Below are 16,205 nucleotides of genomic sequence, written 5' to 3'. Positions count from 1 at the left end.
TTTTATTTAACCCCCACTCCATCAAATAATGCGACTACATCATCGATAATCGGTGAAAAACGCGTCTGGAATCTTTTAAATACACTTTCAAAACCGTCACTGAAATGGTGCTTTTTCCGCTCCAAAGGCAGCACAATGATTTGGTTATCTGCTTCATCACGTATCGTACCGATCGGATCTTCTCCCCGTTCGACTTTATCAATTTCTTTTTTTAGCATCTGCCGGTAAAAAATAATTCCTTTATCCGTTGTACCAAGCCGTTCATCCATACGGTCCGCCACTGTTCCCTGTGTTAACCAGCACATGATATCCTGCCCGTCAATGTAATCCGTTAAAAACTCTCCGTTTTCATCTTTGTAAGGTACTTCATATAATGGGATTTCTTTTAAATGTTCAGGAATTTCCACATCCGGTCCGGGAGCATACGCCATGTACCACACGTGCCATGTGTTCTCATCATCAATCGGTACCCTGATTTGGAACTGGTAAGACCCAAGTCCTCCACTGCCCACCGCCAGCATAAAAGGAAATACAACAGGATGTCCGATGCGCCAATCGTCACTTTCTTCTGACTGGCCTTCGAGCAGCCTTCTTTTTACAATGCCATACTCAAACGCATCAAAAGCAATTTTGTTATGCTTCCGCTGGAAAGCGACTTCCTGTGTTTCGCCCTTTAAACCTGTCACATACGCATGGTAATGTCCGTGCAGCCATTCCGTATGGATTGGATCAAGCGAATTTTCCATAATTTGCAGCCAGTTACACGGAAGAACGGCGCTGCCGATCATCCGGACAGCATTGTCGACGACAAACCCATCAAAACGCGGAAGCAGCGGTGCTGGTGCCGGGCCAAGATAAGCAAAAATAAGTCCTCCCATTTCTTGTACAGGATACGCTTTTGTTTTAATGCGGTCTTTAAAGGTGCTCGTCTCTGGTTCATTCGGCTGCTCAATACATTGCCCTTTTTGGTTAAAGCACCAGCCATGATACTGGCAGCGCAGTCCGTCTTTTTCCGGCATCCCATAAACGAGGGATACTTTTCGATGCGGACATTTTTCGTTGATTAGGCCGAGGTTCCCGGAAAGATCCCGATACAGAACCAAATCCTCACAAAGAATTCTGACTTTTTTCGTTGCTTTATCCTGCAGCTCGCTCGCTGCAGCGACGGGAATCCAATAGCGACGCATTAAATTCCCCATTGGTGTACCGGGTGCTACACTGGTTAATAATTCGTTTTGTTCCTGACTCAACATCTTAAGTCCCTCCTACTGTTAATAGATGTTTATCAGCCTTGCCTGTTAGGACAACACTGTTTTAGGTGTTTGATCATTAATTCCGGCTAGGGTTCCTTCTTTTATTGCCTTTTCTTCGTGGTATGTCCACACTTTTCGAATAATACTTGGCTGCCAGGCAGTCTCTCTCGTACGCACCAGATTTTCTCCTTCCAGCACCCGTATATCCTGTCCCAACAGCATTGCATCATATTGCTTTTTTGCATTTTCTTCAAGAAATACCGACCTTGCAAATGCAGCCTTTACACTTTCAGCGGCAACAACTGTACCATGATTACGGAGTTGCACAGAAATTTCATTTCCGAGCGATTCTGCTAATTCAGCGCCCATTTCCGCAGTGTTGATCAAGCTCGATTTTTCATACACAGGTACGTTATTGACAAAAGCGCCAATTCCAAATACCGGTTTCATCTCCACATCCGCAATTCCTAATACCGTTTGATAATGCGGATGATTGTGAATGACACTCATGACGTCATTGCGTCTTTTAAAAATTTCAGTGTGAATATGGTACTCACTGGGCGGTTCTGAATCCCCTTCTAACAATTTCCCATTCAAATCGCACATCACGATGTCATTCACCGTAACAGACGCTCTGCTTGCCTTACGGGAGTTTATTAAAAATCGGTCTGTCCCAAGAATCCGACAACTGACATGCCCATTCATATCAAGCAGTTCAATTGCTTCCAACATGCGTATGGCTTTTGCTAATTGAAGCTTTACCTCTTTTTCAGTTACCTGGTCCACCATCTTCCCCCCCTGTAAAGATTTCTGTTTTGAATCCACAGCTTGTTACCACTAATCAAAATCGCTTTCATAAATAATCATAAAAGGGATTTCCCAGTGCCTATTTTCAGTTTGTATCACTGCAAATAGCATTGAAAATATTCATGATTATTCGTATGTTATTTCACCATACGAAATGCATTCCGTATAATGGTTTTTATTATACTAACGAAAAATCACTAAATCAATACTGAAAATAAAATATTTTCTGAATATACAGTTTAAATAAAAATAGGGTAAAAAGGCACCCTTAATAAGTTCAACTAAGTTTTCACTGAGTTAATTAAGGATGCTTTTTCAATATAATTCTCTAATTATTTCATTAAGACCATGGGGATACGGTAACCAAAAGCGGAGATGGCTCGCCTTCTCCTCCTGCGGTTTTTAGCGCTTCATCGACTTGATGCAGTCCATAGTTATGCGAGTGCATCTTATTTAACGGAAATGTTTGGGAAGCGATAAACTCTGTTGCCATTTTTACCGACTGGTAACTATGTCCACGAACGCCTTTTACAGTAAGCATTTTTTGTATAATCAAATCTGCGTTAAAGTTTGGTATTTCCTGATATTTATACGCTCCTAAAATAACCATGCCGCCTTTTTTGACAATCTCTAAAGAAGACGTAATGGGAGCCGTACCGCCCGAAGTGACATCCAAAACGATATCTGCCATTTTCCCATCCGTAATTTCATGGATACGGGTTTGGAGATCTTCCGTGTGGATGTTGATAATATGATCAACGCCGAGTTCTTTTGCCAATTCCAAACGGCGCAGACTCGTCATGCGGCCAGTGACGATCACTTCTGCTCCGGCTGCTTTGGCAGCCAGGGCACAAGCTAACCCTTGCTGACCGGGTCCTTGTATGACGACTACTTTCCCTGGCTGTGCTTTCCCTTCGATGATCATCCATTCAAAGCCATTTGCTAACGGAAGCGTTAAAGCGGCTTCTTCTGCAGGAACATGATCAGCCATTCGATGCACGACCGAGTTAGGATGGAGGTACATATATTGACTGAATCCTCCCCATAAAGAAGGCTGCAATGAGTCCGGCGTTGCTCCATAGCGGATTCCGCCTGCACGCGGGTCGGTAAATAAACAGGCACGGTAGTTTCCTGTCCGGCAATGTTCACATTGCCCGCACGGAATATACTCTTCAAGAGCGACTCGATCTCCCTCTTTCACTCCCCATTTTTTCGCCGCATTTTCGCCAATTTTCTCAATATGACCGACAATATGATGGCCTAAGATTCTAGGCTCTTGGCTTTTCCGATAATATGAAACATCCGTCCCGCAGACGCCAACGATTTCTACCCGCAAAATGCCTTCTTCAGGCGATAACTCAGGCATTTCAAACTCTTGAAGCTTCGTTTGCCTTTCACCAACTGCGACTGCTGACAAAACTTTTTGGCTCAATTCAACCCCTCCTTTTGTTTCAGAGCGTGTATGCTTCAAGCGTTGACTGCGCAAACAAATCCTCCACGCTTAAACGGTTTTTAATCATTCCTTGCTCATACGAATATGTGACGGCTGCTTCCAATGTTTTTCGGTTTTTCTCCAGTCCATATGGCCAGAAATCTTCTCCCATTAACTGACGGGTATTTTCCCATTCTGAAACAAACCAGGGCAGAGTAACTTTTAAAGCCGCCGTTTGGTTAAATCCGTCATATACTTTTTGCTTGGCTTCCACAAAAGCCTGATAAAGATTGGCTGCGACCCATGGGTGTTCTTCCAATATTTCATCTTTAATCGCAACAACATGCATAATCGGAAAAATGCCTGTTCGTTCATAGTAATCTTTTTCGACAGAGGCGTAGTCAGGAAACAACCGTTGTACATGAGATGAACCATTTAAAAAACAAGATGGAGCCCGTGGAGCGATCAGCGCATCGATCTCTCCGGATTCAAGCATTTGATTTAATGTTTGTTCGTCATTTATTACCTGTATATTAATATCCGGCGGTAATGTAAGTTTTATTTTTTCAACCCTTCCCGGCTCTTCCTGTCCGCCTGTATACCAGTTCATTTCAGACGGATGAACACCATAATCATGATGTAAAATACCTCGAATCCAAAGACAGGCCGTCAACTGGTACTCTGGAATCCCAATCCGCTTGCCTCTTAAGTCTGCCGCTTCTTCAATACCGGAATGCTTATTAATATAAATACCGGAATGGCGGAAAAAGCGTGACATAAAGACAGGGATGGCGGTGAAGTTAGGATAACCGCGGTCTTTTGCAATTAAATAAGAAGATAGCGATAATTCGGATATATCAAATTCCTGATGACGCATCATTCGCCAAAATGTTTCTTCAACCGGCATGTTCAGCCAGTTTAAATCAATTCCTTTTGCCTGGACAGTTCCATTGGTTAACGCTTGAATTCGGTCATAATCCCAACACGCAAAACTTAAATTTAATTTTGACACTTTTTTCATCCTTTCTCTTCACTCTTTATATCATTATTATGACCCGGATTTTTTTTGATTGAAATGATCCATTCTTCTATGCGGCACATGTTTGATTTTATTTTTCAGGAGAAAACCATTCTTCTGCCGGACCTCATAAAAATTCATCTTACCATAGCTCAACTTTCGCAGAGCAATATTGGTCCATAAGCCTTGAAATCACTAAACAGACCCGCGCGCTGCTGTCCGAGTTGACATAGATGATTTAGATAGGCTGGCGGCTGTTTAATTTGCTGTGTAATGGGCTGCGTGCTGGCGGCTGCGCTTTCCTGCGGGGCGAACGCTGAAACAGCCACCGCTTCGCTTATGCCTGTTTCAGCAAAGAAATTGTTGATTTTTTCAATATCTTTATTGATCAAAATGTTTTCCCGTGGGATGAGCGCTTCTTCAAAAATCAATACTGCGTCATTTTCATCAAATCGGCTGCTTAACGGATAATCAAATGGGCTTCCCATCACTGCTGCGTTCATTTCGTATGAAGTACGGCTGACCAGCTTCATACCTGGTGTATTCATTGGAGCTATGAAGCAAAGCGCAAATTCTTCTTTTGTAATCGGCGCAGCACCGTAATGGGCAACAAAATTGTAATTCGTCAAGGCCGATCCTGTCGCGACCATTTTTGCGCCACTGACGATCACGCCTTCTTCTGTTTCACGTACGGCTTTAATAAAGATGTCTGATACCGCTTCCAAAGGTTTGTTGCGGTCAACCGGCGGATTGATAATCGCGTGGTTGAAGAACAGGTTTTTTTCCTGTGCTTCTTTATACCATTTTCTTGCGTTGTCTTGATAGGGTGCATAATAATCCGGGTCCGCACCGAGTGTAGCTAAGAAAGCAGCTTTATAATCCGGCGACCTTCCCATTTGTCCGTATGATAATTTTGCCCACTCTGCAATCGCGTCGCGGGAAGCTAAAAGGTCATCGGTGGTTTTATCAAATTGAAAATATTTTTGTGTATAACCGCCATTCCCCGTGTCTGTTTCAACTGTTAAAATATCTTTTGTTTTTTCATCATGCAGCGCATCATACAGTCTTGCAATGGACCGGGCTGAGTTACGGAAAGCCGGATGCGTTGTTACATCTTCTACTTTTTCACCATGTATCCAAATTTCCCGTCCATCCCGCAAGCTGTCCAAATACTCTTGTCCTGTTAATGGTTTTCTGGTGATTTCTTTTTGTCCAATCGTCACTTAAATAGACCCCCCTTGTTTTTGAATCAGGATTTTTAAAGCGCTTACAAATTCTAGCTTTATTATGTCGAATATACTGAATTTTTTGAACTGTAAAAAAGTATAGATAGTTCATTTCTTTTCTGCTGTTTTTACGGTTTATATGATTTAAATAATCTATAGAGAGACTTGTGTTGCAATTTAAATTGTTATAGCCAATAAAAATGCAAAAAGAGAAAGTAAGGTTTGTTGACACCACATTTTATTCATGATACATTTATCTCGAATTCGAGATAAATGTATCAAAGAAGAACTTGTATCCTTTATGATTAAATGAGACAGCATATAGGGAAAAAATATAGTAGCAGCTATATAAGTTGAACAAAAGAATTTACACTTAGCCGTTGAGAAAAACTCGGGCAGCGGCACTTAGCCCCCGTCATGTAAGAGCGGCATTCGCGCGGCTCCGCTTTCTATGGGGCAGGCGCGAAGCTCAGGCTTCACCGCTTTGCGCCGTCGATCTTAGATGCCCGCTAGTCCCATAGGGAGTCTCCGCCCCGTGCTTGCCGCCCATTCGCTGCTTTTTAAAAAGGAATCTTTTCATGATAGGAAGCGGAGAAAGCAAGAAGTTTAATTTAACTTATATAGTTATTTATCCTGTAAGAACCGGCTTAAAAAAGAAGAAGCTTCTAAAAAAAGAAATGAGCATCGTTTCCAGCTCAATTGGAGGAATTTGAAATGAACAACGGCTTAAAAGGTATACACCACGTAACGGCTATTACAAGCAGTGCAGAAAAAAATTATGAATTTTTCACGTACGTTTTAGGGATGCGCCTCGTTAAAAAAACAGTGAATCAAGATGATATTCAAACGTATCATTTATTTTTTGCGGATGACACCGGCAGCGCAGGAACTGATATGACGTTTTTTGACTTTCCTGGCATTCCAAAAGGGGTTCACGGGACAAATGAAATTTCCAAAACATCTTTCCGGGTGCCAAACGACGCATCCATGGATTACTGGGTAAAGCGTTTTGACCGCCTGGAAGTAAAACACTCCGGCATTAAAGAGCAATTTGGCAAGAAAACCCTTTCTTTTGTTGACTTTGATGACCAGCAGTATCAATTGATTTCAGATGAATTCAATGAAGGCGTTGCTTCAGGTACACCTTGGCAAAACGGGCCAATACCGCTGCAATATGCGATTACCGGTTTAGGACCTATATTTATCCGTATTGCAAACGTTGATTATTTTAAAGAAATGTTGGAAAAAGTCTTTCAGTTTAAGGAAATCGGCAAAGAAGGATCGTTTCGTTTATTTGAAGTCGGCGTGGGCGGTAACGGGGCGCAGGTAATCGTTGAACATAATGTTCTCCTTCCGGAAGCGCAGCAAGGTTTCGGCACGGTTCACCACGTTGCATTCCGGGTTGAAGACCGGGCTGCCCTGGACGAATGGAATGAGCGTTACCACAGTTTCGGATTTCAGACGTCCGGCCATGTTGATCGTTTCTTTTTCGAGTCTTTGTACACCAGAGTAGCTCCGCAAATTTTATTTGAGCTTGCGACGGACGGTCCAGGATTTATGGGTGATGAACCTTATGAAACCCTTGGGGAAAAATTATCTTTGCCTCCATTCTTAGAGCCAAAACGAGAAGAAATTGAAAAATTAGTCCGCCCGATCGATACAGTGAGAAGCACAAAGGAATTCACTAAAGAGTAATAGTATCGCTCCTGTCCTGGCAGGAGCTTCTTAAAATAAACAAAAGAGATGATTCTCCCCTTGTTCCAACTATTGTTTCCTTGTTCGGAGAAAATAGTTGGAACAAGGGGAGCTTTTTGTTTAATCCGTTTGTTAAAAACAAACGGATTATATCATTTTCAAACGCTCTCCAACTCATTATTATAATTAAGAAATTCGGGAAAAATCTTTTTAAGATCTTCTTTCTTTACTTGTGTTGTCTAACAACATATCTTTTTTAATACAGACTAAATACAATATTGATGGGCAGGTGGTGATTTGAAATGAAGTTAAGTGTTCTTGATCAATCCGTGATTACTACAGGCGGTAATGGAGCGGCCGCCTTGAGGAATACGCTTAAATTAGCCCAGATAACAGAAGAAATGGGATATACCCGCTTTTGGGTGGCCGAACATCATAATACAAACGGAATTGCAGGTTCCTCGCCGGAGGTTTTAATTTCTCATATTGCTTCAGGCACCAAGTCTATTCGGGTAGGATCAGGAGGTGTCCTTCTCCCCCAGTACAGTCCATATAAAATCGCTGAGAACTTTAAAGTCTTAGAAGCGTTATTTCCAAACAGAATTGATTTAGGAGTGGGCCGCTCACCAGGCGGTTCCCCGGAGACTCGTTTAGCCCTTACAGATGGGGTCAGGAAAAGCTTAAATGACTTTCCAAGACAAGTAAGAGACCTGCAGGGATATTTAACAAATGAGGGACTAGATCAAACTGTAAAAGCGTATCCTTTCATCAAAAGTGCTCCTGAGACGTGGATGTTAGGCATCACGCATCGCGGAGCCAGAGTAGCGGCTGAAGAAGGAATGGCCTTTACATACGGACACTTTATCAATCCTCACAGCGGGCAGAGAGCAATAAATCAGTATTTAAATGATTTTCAGCCGTCGAGAATGATGGAACAGCCAAAAGTGAATGTTTGCATCTTTATTGTTTGTGCTTCTACAGAAGAAAAAGCGCAGGAAATAGCACTCAGCCAGGACGCCTGGCTGTTAGCTGTTGAAAAAGGCGGCGATACAAGAATACCCACTATTGAAGAGGCAAAAAACCGGATCCTGTCTAAAATGGACGAAGAAAAAGTAAAAGAAAACAGGAAACGAATGATCATTGGAACCCCTCAAAAAGTGAGGAACGAGCTTCTTTTATTAAGCGAGGCCTATCAAACGGATGAGTTCATGGTCATTACCAATGTGTATGATTTTGAAGAAAAAGTTCAATCTTATGCTCTTTTAGCAGAAGCCATACTATAAAAGACAAGAACAGATTGCCTGCTCTTTTTTAAGATCAAATAAAAAAAGCTCGAGTCGGTGAACTCGAGCTTTTGTATTTGTTATGCGTATTTCCTATTATCACTATTTTGTTTTTTCAGATTTAAACAGAAGCTTCTTTTTTAACATTCAGCAACTTAAAGAATTCTCTCATAAATCCAGGCAAGTCGGGCCATGCATGCCCCGACACTAAATTACCTTCAACATGAAGAAGTTCTTCAATATACGTTGCTCCAGCAGCCTCTACTTCCGGACGACAAGCACTATATGCCGTCATTTCCCGTCCTTGAATGTGCTCGCGGATTGTTGTAAGTACGAGCTGCCCGTGACAGATAACGCCGATTGGCTTATTCTCTTTAAAAAAGTGAGCTGTAAGTTCTTGCACTTTTGTATTCATACGAATATATTCAGGTGCACGCCCGCCAGGAATAATTAACCCATCATAATCCGCCGGGTTAACATCATCCACAGAAACATGTGATTCAATTTTATACCCCCACTTTTCTGTGAATGTATCCATTTCCGGGAGAAAATCATGAACCACGGTTTGAAGCTTTTTTTTCACAGGTGACGCAATCGTACAATTTATATTGTCTTCAATGCATCGGTAGTAAGGGTAAAATACTTCCAAAGCCTCTACTGCATCACCAGTTATAATTAGTACGTTTTTACTCATCATTCATCACCATTCCTTTAGTAGATTTATATTAAGAAAGCAAATGCATTCTTGAAGCCACAATTATTGTTTTATTGCAAAACCTTATTAATAGAAGGCAGATTATACCTGGCCTCCAATAAACCTCTGCAATAAATTCCATTAAACTCCATACTTAATCTTGTCCGTTTCGCACCAAGCAAGTAATCAGCCAACTCTTCTTCTGTTAGCGCTTCCTCTTCAGGTGTTGTTATTGCAACAAGGCTTGAGTGATTTAATGCCTCTTTTTTTTCAAGGTATTTATCTCTTAATACTTGTCCTTCTGTTGAAAGATCCAGTTCATGCAGCTCTTCTAGCGATAAGGCGGTAATGTCCTTTTTTGACATCCCATCGCTAAGTAAATGTTTAATAAATTTTTCTTGTCTTCCATAAAATGCTTTTATTTGAAAGGTTCTTCGCAATTCATCAAGATCCCCATCGGCTAAGCCGCTAAAAGATTCACTAAAACGTTTTCCTTCTGCCGTTCCCTGATTGATTTCATCAGATGCACAGTGATCAAGTAAATTTACCTTTACTTCCTTTACCCACTCTATTTCAGACACGTATTTGCGTATATCCTCCGCCATAATATAAGCGAAATTCGGAGAACACCAGTATGTTGGCAGCCGGAACACCACTTCAACTTGAGCTTCCTTAATGACGATATGGTCAATAAAACCCAGCTCTGTTAAAGGCTGATCTAACTCAGGGTCATAAACTTTATCAAGCATCTCATACACTTTTTTTTCTTTATTCATAAAGTCTTATTCACCTCTTTTTTGAGTAGATTAACTACCTTTGTTCGAAATTTCTTAAAAATTAAGCGTTATGTGACACTAACTGGCATTTATTTAATTTCTCTTTTTGAGCTTCAATATCGATGTTGTACAACCTTGCCGCATTTTCTCCTAATATTTTCTTTTTTACATTCAGATCAAATGTAACTCTTGTTTCCTGCTGAATATCTTCTGGAAGCTCAAAATCAACAAATTTTTCAATGAGCCATTTCGGCTCCCAAATCGCGTAATCACTTCCAAAGAGAATGCGATCTTCATCCATCCAATACAACAATTCACTGATAATTTCCGCAAAATAGCGAGGGCGTGTATGGAGAAACGAAATCGCAACGGCTAATCCGCCGTACACATTTTTCTCTTGTGTGGCAATCCAGCAGAAATCTTCTAAACGGGGCAGCCCCACATGTTCCACGATAAAATTTAACTCAGGAAATGAACTCGCTGCGTCATCTATATCAGCAACATCAAAAGCATCACGATTTAAAGGCGTTACCGTTGGCCCTTTATGAATATGAATATTTTTTATCCCGAGCTGCTGGCACTTTTCAAGATAGCGCTGGGCTCCAGGCTCAGACAGCTTATACCCTTTTGAATCTCCTACCCAATCGGCTGTATAAAGCTTCACTCCTTGCCAGTTATATTTTTCTTTCATTTTTTCCAGCTCTTCTAATCCACGATTGCCATGGCGAGGGTCGAATGTTCCATTGCAAATAAAACGGTTCTGATATTGTTTTGCGATCGCTTCATTGGCATCAAAATCACCAAAGCCATTTTTATAAAATTCTCTTAAATAAACAGGCTGAAAAATGGCCATATCAGCATACCCTTTGACAATGACATCATTCACCAGCGTTTCCGGATCATATTTCAGAAACTTCTCTTTTTCCCACAGATATTCCTCCGGGCTTAGGTTCTTATGATAATCATAAAAGCAGCTGATGAATTGATCCCCTTGAATATTCAACTGATTTTCTTTGCTTCCATCCCATAAAGCAATGTGAGCGTCTATCACGAAAATTTCTTCTCCGCTTGCCGTTTTATACATTTTTCTTCCCCCTCGAAAAAATGTAGTAACTATTCATACTTTTCTTTCAAGACAAAAACTTTGCATTAGTAAACGCTTTCATAATTGATTTGAAAGTTTTAATCAACTCTTTTAATGAAATTCTCTCTTCCATTTTCAATATTCAATACTGTACAACTTTTATACTGCAAGAGTTGTGCCAAAAATTCATTTTCATTGGATTAGGAAGGAAATAAGGATGGATATTAATTGAAATTCCCCATTAATATCATCATTTAATACCCGTATTAAAGGAATTTAGTTGATTATTACTATTTTCAGGAAAAATAAAAGAAACGCAGTTTATAAAATGATTGAGTCTATAGCAACAGATGAATTAACATGCGACACTGTTGCAATTAAAGACAAATGACGCAATATGCGACATTTTGACTGCAATGAACGACTTTAAAAGTTCAATTGATCATTCCTTATATTTAGTATATAATGGCGACAATTACGCTTAGTGCTGCATTTTATTCTTTTAACAACCTACTTTGAAAGCGCTTCCCTTAACTGACCCTTCTGTTTGCAGCAAAAATAGACTGCTTATACTTACATTACTTTATAAAGGAAGGTAGATCACAATATGAAAAGTCCGTTTATCTCCTTGAATATTCCCTCCTCGCCAAAGAGTGAAAGAATTAGAATTGAGAAAGCTTGGGAGCACTTTATATCGGGTGAACAATTAGGCTGTGATGTGAGAGATTTAACTTATAAATCCTGGGAACGCTCCTTGAAAAACGGGATAAATCCGATTAAAGGAAAAGCACCTATAGTTTTATCGCAGGACAAAATACAAGAGTATCAATCTGCCAACCCCCTTTATTCTATTTTAGATCCTCTCCTTATGAAGCTTAAGGATTCAGCATTAGACTCAGGCCATTTAGTCGTTTTTTGTAATCATAGTGGAGAACTATTATATATAGATGGAGATTCCTCACTTAAACAGAAAGCGGAAGACATGAACTTCATAGTTGGAACTTCATGGTCGGAACTCCACGCAGGGACCAACGCTATGGGCACCTCTCTAGCGATAGGTGCTCCTATGCAAGTATTTGCCGGCGAGCACTTTTGTCAGCCGGTCCACGATTGGGTGTGCTCAGCGGCCCCTATTAAGGATCCTGCCACCAAAAAGGTTCTTGGGGCCATTAATTTAACTGGCATTTGGGATGCAGTACATCCCCACTCACTTTCTACTGTCGTGTCTACTGCCAAGGTGATTGAGGAGAAGCTCTTGAATCATCTGAAATTCGAACAATTTGTGTTACTGGATCATTATATAGAAACAACTTGTAAAAACCCCGGCAGAATAGTAGCAGTACTTGATCGCGGGTATCAAGTTATAAAAGCTTCTCCTCTCTTTTACGAAAACGGCTGGGTCGGCCAGGATAATCGCTTAATTGATTTAGATAACACCGCTTTGTCATTAGATGCTCAATATAAGTGGGAGGCCGAAAAAGGGGAAGGAGGATGGACGTTTGAGTTCATTCCCTATTTACATCAAGGGTATCCCATTGGTGCTGTCGTGCATGCACTTTCCCCTATAAAAGCATCACAAAACACCGGGAATTTTACAAAGCACAATTTTTCAAGCATGGTTGGCCAGTCCTCAACATTTTTATCTGTTATGACAGAGGCTCGTTCAATAACAAACCTCAATTTACCAGTGTTAATTGAAGGAGAGAGCGGGACGGGAAAAGAATTATTAGCCCAATCCATTCATTCATCCGGATACCGGTCTTCCGGACCTTTTGTAGCGATTAACTGTGGAGCTATTCCAAAAGAACTCGCAGCAAGTGAACTATTTGGATATGAAGAAGGTTCATTTACAGGCAGCTTAAAAGGAGGACGCGCAGGGAAGTTTCAGCAGGCTGAAGGCGGAACGATCTTTTTAGATGAAATTGGGGAGATGCCTTTAAATTTACAAACCCTATTGTTACGTGTTCTTGAAGAAGGGGAAATTGTCCGTCTTGGCGGAAGCCGGTCCATTAAGCTAAATGCCAGGGTAATTGCAGCAACAAACTGTGATTTAAAAAAAGCCTGTGAAGAAGGCAAGTTTCGTAAAGATCTTTACTATCGGCTCAATGTTCTTTCCTTACAAGTACCTCCATTGCGTAAGCGGTCTGGAGATATCCCGTTGATTTTAGAACATCTGTTTAAAAAAATCTGTACGGATATGGGGCGGTCCCACCTTGAGACAGACGATCAAGCTTTGGATGCTTTGGAGATGTATAACTGGCCAGGAAATTTACGTGAATTAAAGAATTTCGCTTATAAAATGGCTGTAAAGGTACAAGGCAATTTCATAACCTGCGCTGATCTTCCAAAGGAATTTAGTGAAGAACAAACAGCTACAGAGCACACTAAAACGTCTGGTTCATCGAATCCTTCTATAAATGCGGAAGCACTGCCAGCGTCATTTTCTTCCCTGCCTTCATTAAAGCACCAGGAATTGCATATGATTCTTGATATGCTTAATGAGTTAAATGGGAATGTGACAGAAGCCGCGAAAAGACTGGGCATTCACAGAAGTACCATTTATAGAAAACTCGGCCGTGAATATTCGCGTGACAGAGCAGGCTATACACCGAATTAGACCGCATATTCTAGTTGAGATGCATGGTATTGCTTTGCTATTTAGTCAGAGAATTCTAATTATTAAGAAAGGATTAAGCCTGTACTTTACACAAAGCCTTCCTTTTGGAGGCGGTATTTCCGAGCTTTTTTAGATATTTACGAGTACAAGCAATAGATGGGCTCGAATATTCCATACTGATGATCACAAAAAAGAGGGCTGTTCCCGAAAGCCAGTTTTCACCGAGTTTCGGAACAGCCCCATTTTTATGAAAAGAAGCCAGAGCCTGTCTGGAACATATAATACAATCCGTAAAGAACACTGATGACGGAGGTGATCCTCATCAGCATAATCGGGATGGCTTTTTTAGACGTTATTAAAAACGGAAGGCCTAAAAGAGTTGTAAAGAGCAGCATCCCCACGACCGTGCCAGCACCGAAAATTAAAATAAACTGAAACGCTTCTGAACCGGTATTTGCCGTTGTCGCGGTCAATAATACCATCGCCGCACTTCCGGCAAGCCCATGAATAACACCGATCACAAACGATTTTTTGTGAAAGTGCTGGTGCCTTCCGTCTTCTTCAACTGTCCGGCTTTTGCGCACGCCGTTCAAGCCTAAATAAACGAGCATCACCCCAACAAAAAATTCAAGCAGCGTCGCCACGTTTTCCGGAATATGCCGGCCAAGCGCTACGGCTGTTACACCAATAAGCAGGAGAGTTGCTGTATGTCCGAGTCCCCAAAATACACCTGCGAGTGAAGAACGGGACAACTTCTTCGTCCGGCTTGCGATTGTTGAAACCGCGATAACGTGATCTGGTTCCGTTGCATGTTTAATGCCTAACGTGAACCCAAGCAGTAAAATCGATAAAAGTCCGCCTTGAATCATGATTCGTTCCCCTTTTCAATACTTTCTTAGCTGAACCGGTTCCTGGTCAAGCTTGCGGCGCATCCAGTTGGCGCACTGCAAAATAATCTCTTCGATTACATGCGACGCATTGGCTAAAATCCGAATGGCGCATCCGCTATTTTTAAGTTCAGAAAACCCACTGCGAATGTGATCCTCATAGGGCGCCAAAATCTGCTCCAGCTCTTTCTGCCAATCCTGCCCAAGCATCGGTGAGATGATAAAAAGCGAGCCGACATGCGTATACCCTTCCATTTGCATAAGTGAAAACAACTGCTGATGATTTGGCTTCAAAAAAAGGTGATCGTACATTTGAAGAGAGCCATCCTCATATATTTTCAGCTTTGATCGAATCCACTCATACTGGAACGGATGGCCGCTTTTCGACCAGCCCGGTGTTATACTATCACTGTACAGCAACGTGGCTCCTTTTTCCATATGAATTATCGTTTCCTGCTGAAAACGTGCCTGCTCGTATGCGATCAGCGGGTCCGGCACATACAAAAACACGCTGCCTTTTGCGAGTGAAACAGCCATCGACTGGTACACCGGTTCATTCGGTGTTTTGTATACTTTCGCCGCTGACTGCGTTGTGAGCGTCATTTTTGCGCCTTGCTCAAGAACAACGTCCGTATGATAACGGTCGCCGCCGACATAGCCGCCGCCGACATGCAGGCTGTACACGGTCGGCTCATTTTCTTGAAAGTACACGGGACGCGCCACTTTAAAGGCGCCATCAAAATACGTATCGGCCACGACGGTTTTATCGCCCCGGCAGACCGCTTTCATGCGCAGCGTGCCGGTCATGCTCATGCTTCGATTCCCATTAACAATGCATTTTCTTTAATCCATTTCACCACATGATCAAGCCCGGTTTCCTCTTTTAAATTTGTGAAGAAAAATGGCTTGCTCTCGCCGCGTGATTTTTTTGTATCTTCCGCCATGACATCTAAATTTGCACCAACATACGGAGCCAAGTCCGTTTTATTAATAATGAACAAATCCGACTTGATCATGCCCTGTCCGCCTTTGCGTGGAATTTTCTCTCCCTGCGCCACATCAATAATGTAAATCGAGAAGTCTACTAATTCAGGACTGAAGGTAGCCGCCAGGTTATCGCCGCCGCTTTCGACAAAAATAATGTCCAAATCAGGATGCGCTTCATTCAATTCATCAATGGCCGCAAAGTTCATCGATGCATCTTCACGAATCGCTGTATGCGGGCAGCCGCCTGTTTCTACACCAATAATCCGGTCTTCCGGCAGCACACCATTTTTCATTAAAAACTGCGCATCTTCTTTCGTATAAATATCATTTGTGACAACCGCCATACTGAATTCATCTTTCATCGCCCGCGTCAATTTTTCAACGAGCATCGTTTTGCCGGCGCCAACCGGGCCGCCGACGCCAATACGTACTGGTTCCATTCTATT

The 16,205-nt window shown here is 41.8% G+C and carries 14 protein-coding genes; 3 read left to right on the top strand and 11 right to left on the bottom strand.

All coding sequences use genetic code 11. The features are described 5' to 3' along the window. Window positions 1–2: 2 nt before the first annotated feature. The 5 genes from BA724_RS09000 to BA724_RS08980 all read right to left on the bottom strand — a co-directional run bounded on the left by BA724_RS09000 (window position 3) and on the right by BA724_RS08980 (window position 5,733). On the bottom strand, window positions 3–1,253 hold the full coding sequence (locus BA724_RS09000) for an aromatic ring-hydroxylating dioxygenase subunit alpha (RefSeq protein ID WP_069938338.1): 1,251 nt from the start codon (window positions 1,251–1,253) through the stop codon (window positions 3–5). Between the two features lie 45 nt (window positions 1,254–1,298). Next, window positions 1,299–2,039 carry a class II aldolase/adducin family protein gene (locus BA724_RS08995; protein WP_169818533.1) on the bottom strand — a complete coding sequence of 247 codons (741 nt, stop codon included), beginning with the start codon at window positions 2,037–2,039 and terminating at the stop codon, window positions 1,299–1,301. 361 nt (window positions 2,040–2,400) lie between these two features. Then, window positions 2,401–3,492 (bottom strand): zinc-dependent alcohol dehydrogenase, encoded by a 1,092-nt coding sequence (locus tag BA724_RS08990; RefSeq protein WP_069938336.1) that lies wholly within the window; start codon window positions 3,490–3,492, stop codon window positions 2,401–2,403. 19 nt (window positions 3,493–3,511) lie between these two features. Next, window positions 3,512–4,513, bottom strand: a complete 1,002-nt coding sequence (locus tag BA724_RS08985; protein WP_245676180.1) for a PhnD/SsuA/transferrin family substrate-binding protein — start codon at window positions 4,511–4,513, stop codon at window positions 3,512–3,514. Between the two features lie 149 nt (window positions 4,514–4,662). Then, window positions 4,663–5,733, bottom strand: coding sequence for a 4-hydroxyphenylacetate 3-hydroxylase N-terminal domain-containing protein (locus BA724_RS08980; RefSeq protein WP_245676179.1), 1,071 nt, complete (start codon window positions 5,731–5,733; stop codon window positions 4,663–4,665). Between the two features lie 717 nt (window positions 5,734–6,450). Here BA724_RS08980 and BA724_RS08975 point away from each other — a divergent pair. Further along, window positions 6,451–7,431 carry a ring-cleaving dioxygenase gene (locus BA724_RS08975; RefSeq protein WP_069938335.1) on the top strand — a complete coding sequence of 327 codons (981 nt, stop codon included), beginning with the start codon at window positions 6,451–6,453 and terminating at the stop codon, window positions 7,429–7,431. A 302-nt stretch (window positions 7,432–7,733) separates the two neighbouring features. Next, on the top strand, window positions 7,734–8,714 hold the full coding sequence (locus BA724_RS08970; RefSeq protein WP_069938334.1) for an LLM class flavin-dependent oxidoreductase: 981 nt from the start codon (window positions 7,734–7,736) through the stop codon (window positions 8,712–8,714). A gap of 121 nt (window positions 8,715–8,835) precedes the next feature. On the opposite strand, the gene BA724_RS08965 is transcribed toward BA724_RS08970, so the two are convergent. The 3 genes from BA724_RS08965 to BA724_RS08955 form a co-directional block, all read right to left on the bottom strand. After that, on the bottom strand, window positions 8,836–9,408 hold the full coding sequence (locus tag BA724_RS08965) for a DJ-1/PfpI family protein (protein WP_069938651.1): 573 nt from the start codon (window positions 9,406–9,408) through the stop codon (window positions 8,836–8,838). Between the two features lie 71 nt (window positions 9,409–9,479). Continuing rightward, window positions 9,480–10,184, bottom strand: a complete 705-nt coding sequence (locus tag BA724_RS08960) for an iron-sulfur cluster assembly protein (protein ID WP_069938333.1) — start codon at window positions 10,182–10,184, stop codon at window positions 9,480–9,482. A 61-nt stretch (window positions 10,185–10,245) separates the two neighbouring features. Then, window positions 10,246–11,268: an amidohydrolase family protein gene (locus BA724_RS08955; protein WP_069938332.1), complete on the bottom strand. Its 1,023-nt coding sequence runs from the start codon at window positions 11,266–11,268 to the stop codon at window positions 10,246–10,248. A gap of 607 nt (window positions 11,269–11,875) precedes the next feature. Here BA724_RS08955 and BA724_RS08950 point away from each other — a divergent pair. Continuing rightward, complete coding sequence (locus BA724_RS08950) at window positions 11,876–13,885, top strand: sigma-54-dependent Fis family transcriptional regulator (RefSeq protein WP_083256159.1); 2,010 nt, start codon at window positions 11,876–11,878, stop codon at window positions 13,883–13,885. A gap of 245 nt (window positions 13,886–14,130) precedes the next feature. On the opposite strand, the gene BA724_RS08945 is transcribed toward BA724_RS08950, so the two are convergent. Genes BA724_RS08945 through ureG form a run of 3 tightly spaced genes read right to left on the bottom strand, consistent with a single transcriptional unit; the run spans window position 14,131 to window position 16,199 of the window. Next, window positions 14,131–14,754: a HoxN/HupN/NixA family nickel/cobalt transporter gene (locus tag BA724_RS08945; protein WP_069938330.1), complete on the bottom strand. Its 624-nt coding sequence runs from the start codon at window positions 14,752–14,754 to the stop codon at window positions 14,131–14,133. A 15-nt stretch (window positions 14,755–14,769) separates the two neighbouring features. Beyond that, the gene (locus tag BA724_RS08940) at window positions 14,770–15,585 is read right to left on the bottom strand and encodes an urease accessory protein UreD (protein WP_069938329.1); all 816 of its coding nucleotides are present in this window, start codon (window positions 15,583–15,585) and stop codon (window positions 14,770–14,772) included. Continuing rightward, window positions 15,582–16,199: an urease accessory protein UreG gene (gene ureG, locus BA724_RS08935; protein WP_069938328.1), complete on the bottom strand. Its 618-nt coding sequence runs from the start codon at window positions 16,197–16,199 to the stop codon at window positions 15,582–15,584. Before ureG ends, BA724_RS08940 begins: the two co-directional genes overlap by 4 nt. Between the last annotated feature and the right edge of the window lie 6 nt (window positions 16,200–16,205).

The organism is Domibacillus iocasae, assembly GCF_001750285.1.
GTDB classification, from domain to species: Bacteria; Bacillota; Bacilli; order Bacillales; family Domibacillaceae; genus Domibacillus; species Domibacillus iocasae.
The sequence above is the reverse complement of the archived record's forward strand: the minus strand, read 5'-3'. Positions and strand labels throughout refer to the sequence as shown.

What these genes read in the sequence shown, in the direction of transcription:
- BA724_RS09000 (WP_069938338.1), bottom strand. Translation starts at nt 1,253, where the DNA reads ATGTTGAGTCAGGAACAAAACGAATTATTAACCAGTGTAGCACCCGGT.
- BA724_RS08985 (WP_245676180.1), bottom strand. Translation starts at nt 4,513, where the DNA reads ATGAAAAAAGTGTCAAAATTAAATTTAAGTTTTGCGTGTTGGGATTAT.
- BA724_RS08975 (WP_069938335.1), top strand. Translation starts at nt 6,451, where the DNA reads ATGAACAACGGCTTAAAAGGTATACACCACGTAACGGCTATTACAAGC.
- BA724_RS08970 (WP_069938334.1), top strand. Translation starts at nt 7,734, where the DNA reads ATGAAGTTAAGTGTTCTTGATCAATCCGTGATTACTACAGGCGGTAAT.
- BA724_RS08965 (WP_069938651.1), bottom strand. Translation starts at nt 9,408, where the DNA reads ATGAGTAAAAACGTACTAATTATAACTGGTGATGCAGTAGAGGCTTTG.
- BA724_RS08960 (WP_069938333.1), bottom strand. Translation starts at nt 10,184, where the DNA reads ATGAATAAAGAAAAAAAAGTGTATGAGATGCTTGATAAAGTTTATGAC.
- BA724_RS08955 (WP_069938332.1), bottom strand. Translation starts at nt 11,268, where the DNA reads ATGTATAAAACGGCAAGCGGAGAAGAAATTTTCGTGATAGACGCTCAC.
- BA724_RS08950 (WP_083256159.1), top strand. Translation starts at nt 11,876, where the DNA reads ATGAAAAGTCCGTTTATCTCCTTGAATATTCCCTCCTCGCCAAAGAGT.
- BA724_RS08945 (WP_069938330.1), bottom strand. Translation starts at nt 14,754, where the DNA reads ATGATTCAAGGCGGACTTTTATCGATTTTACTGCTTGGGTTCACGTTA.
- BA724_RS08940 (WP_069938329.1), bottom strand. Translation starts at nt 15,585, where the DNA reads ATGAGCATGACCGGCACGCTGCGCATGAAAGCGGTCTGCCGGGGCGAT.
- ureG (WP_069938328.1), bottom strand. Translation starts at nt 16,199, where the DNA reads ATGGAACCAGTACGTATTGGCGTCGGCGGCCCGGTTGGCGCCGGCAAA.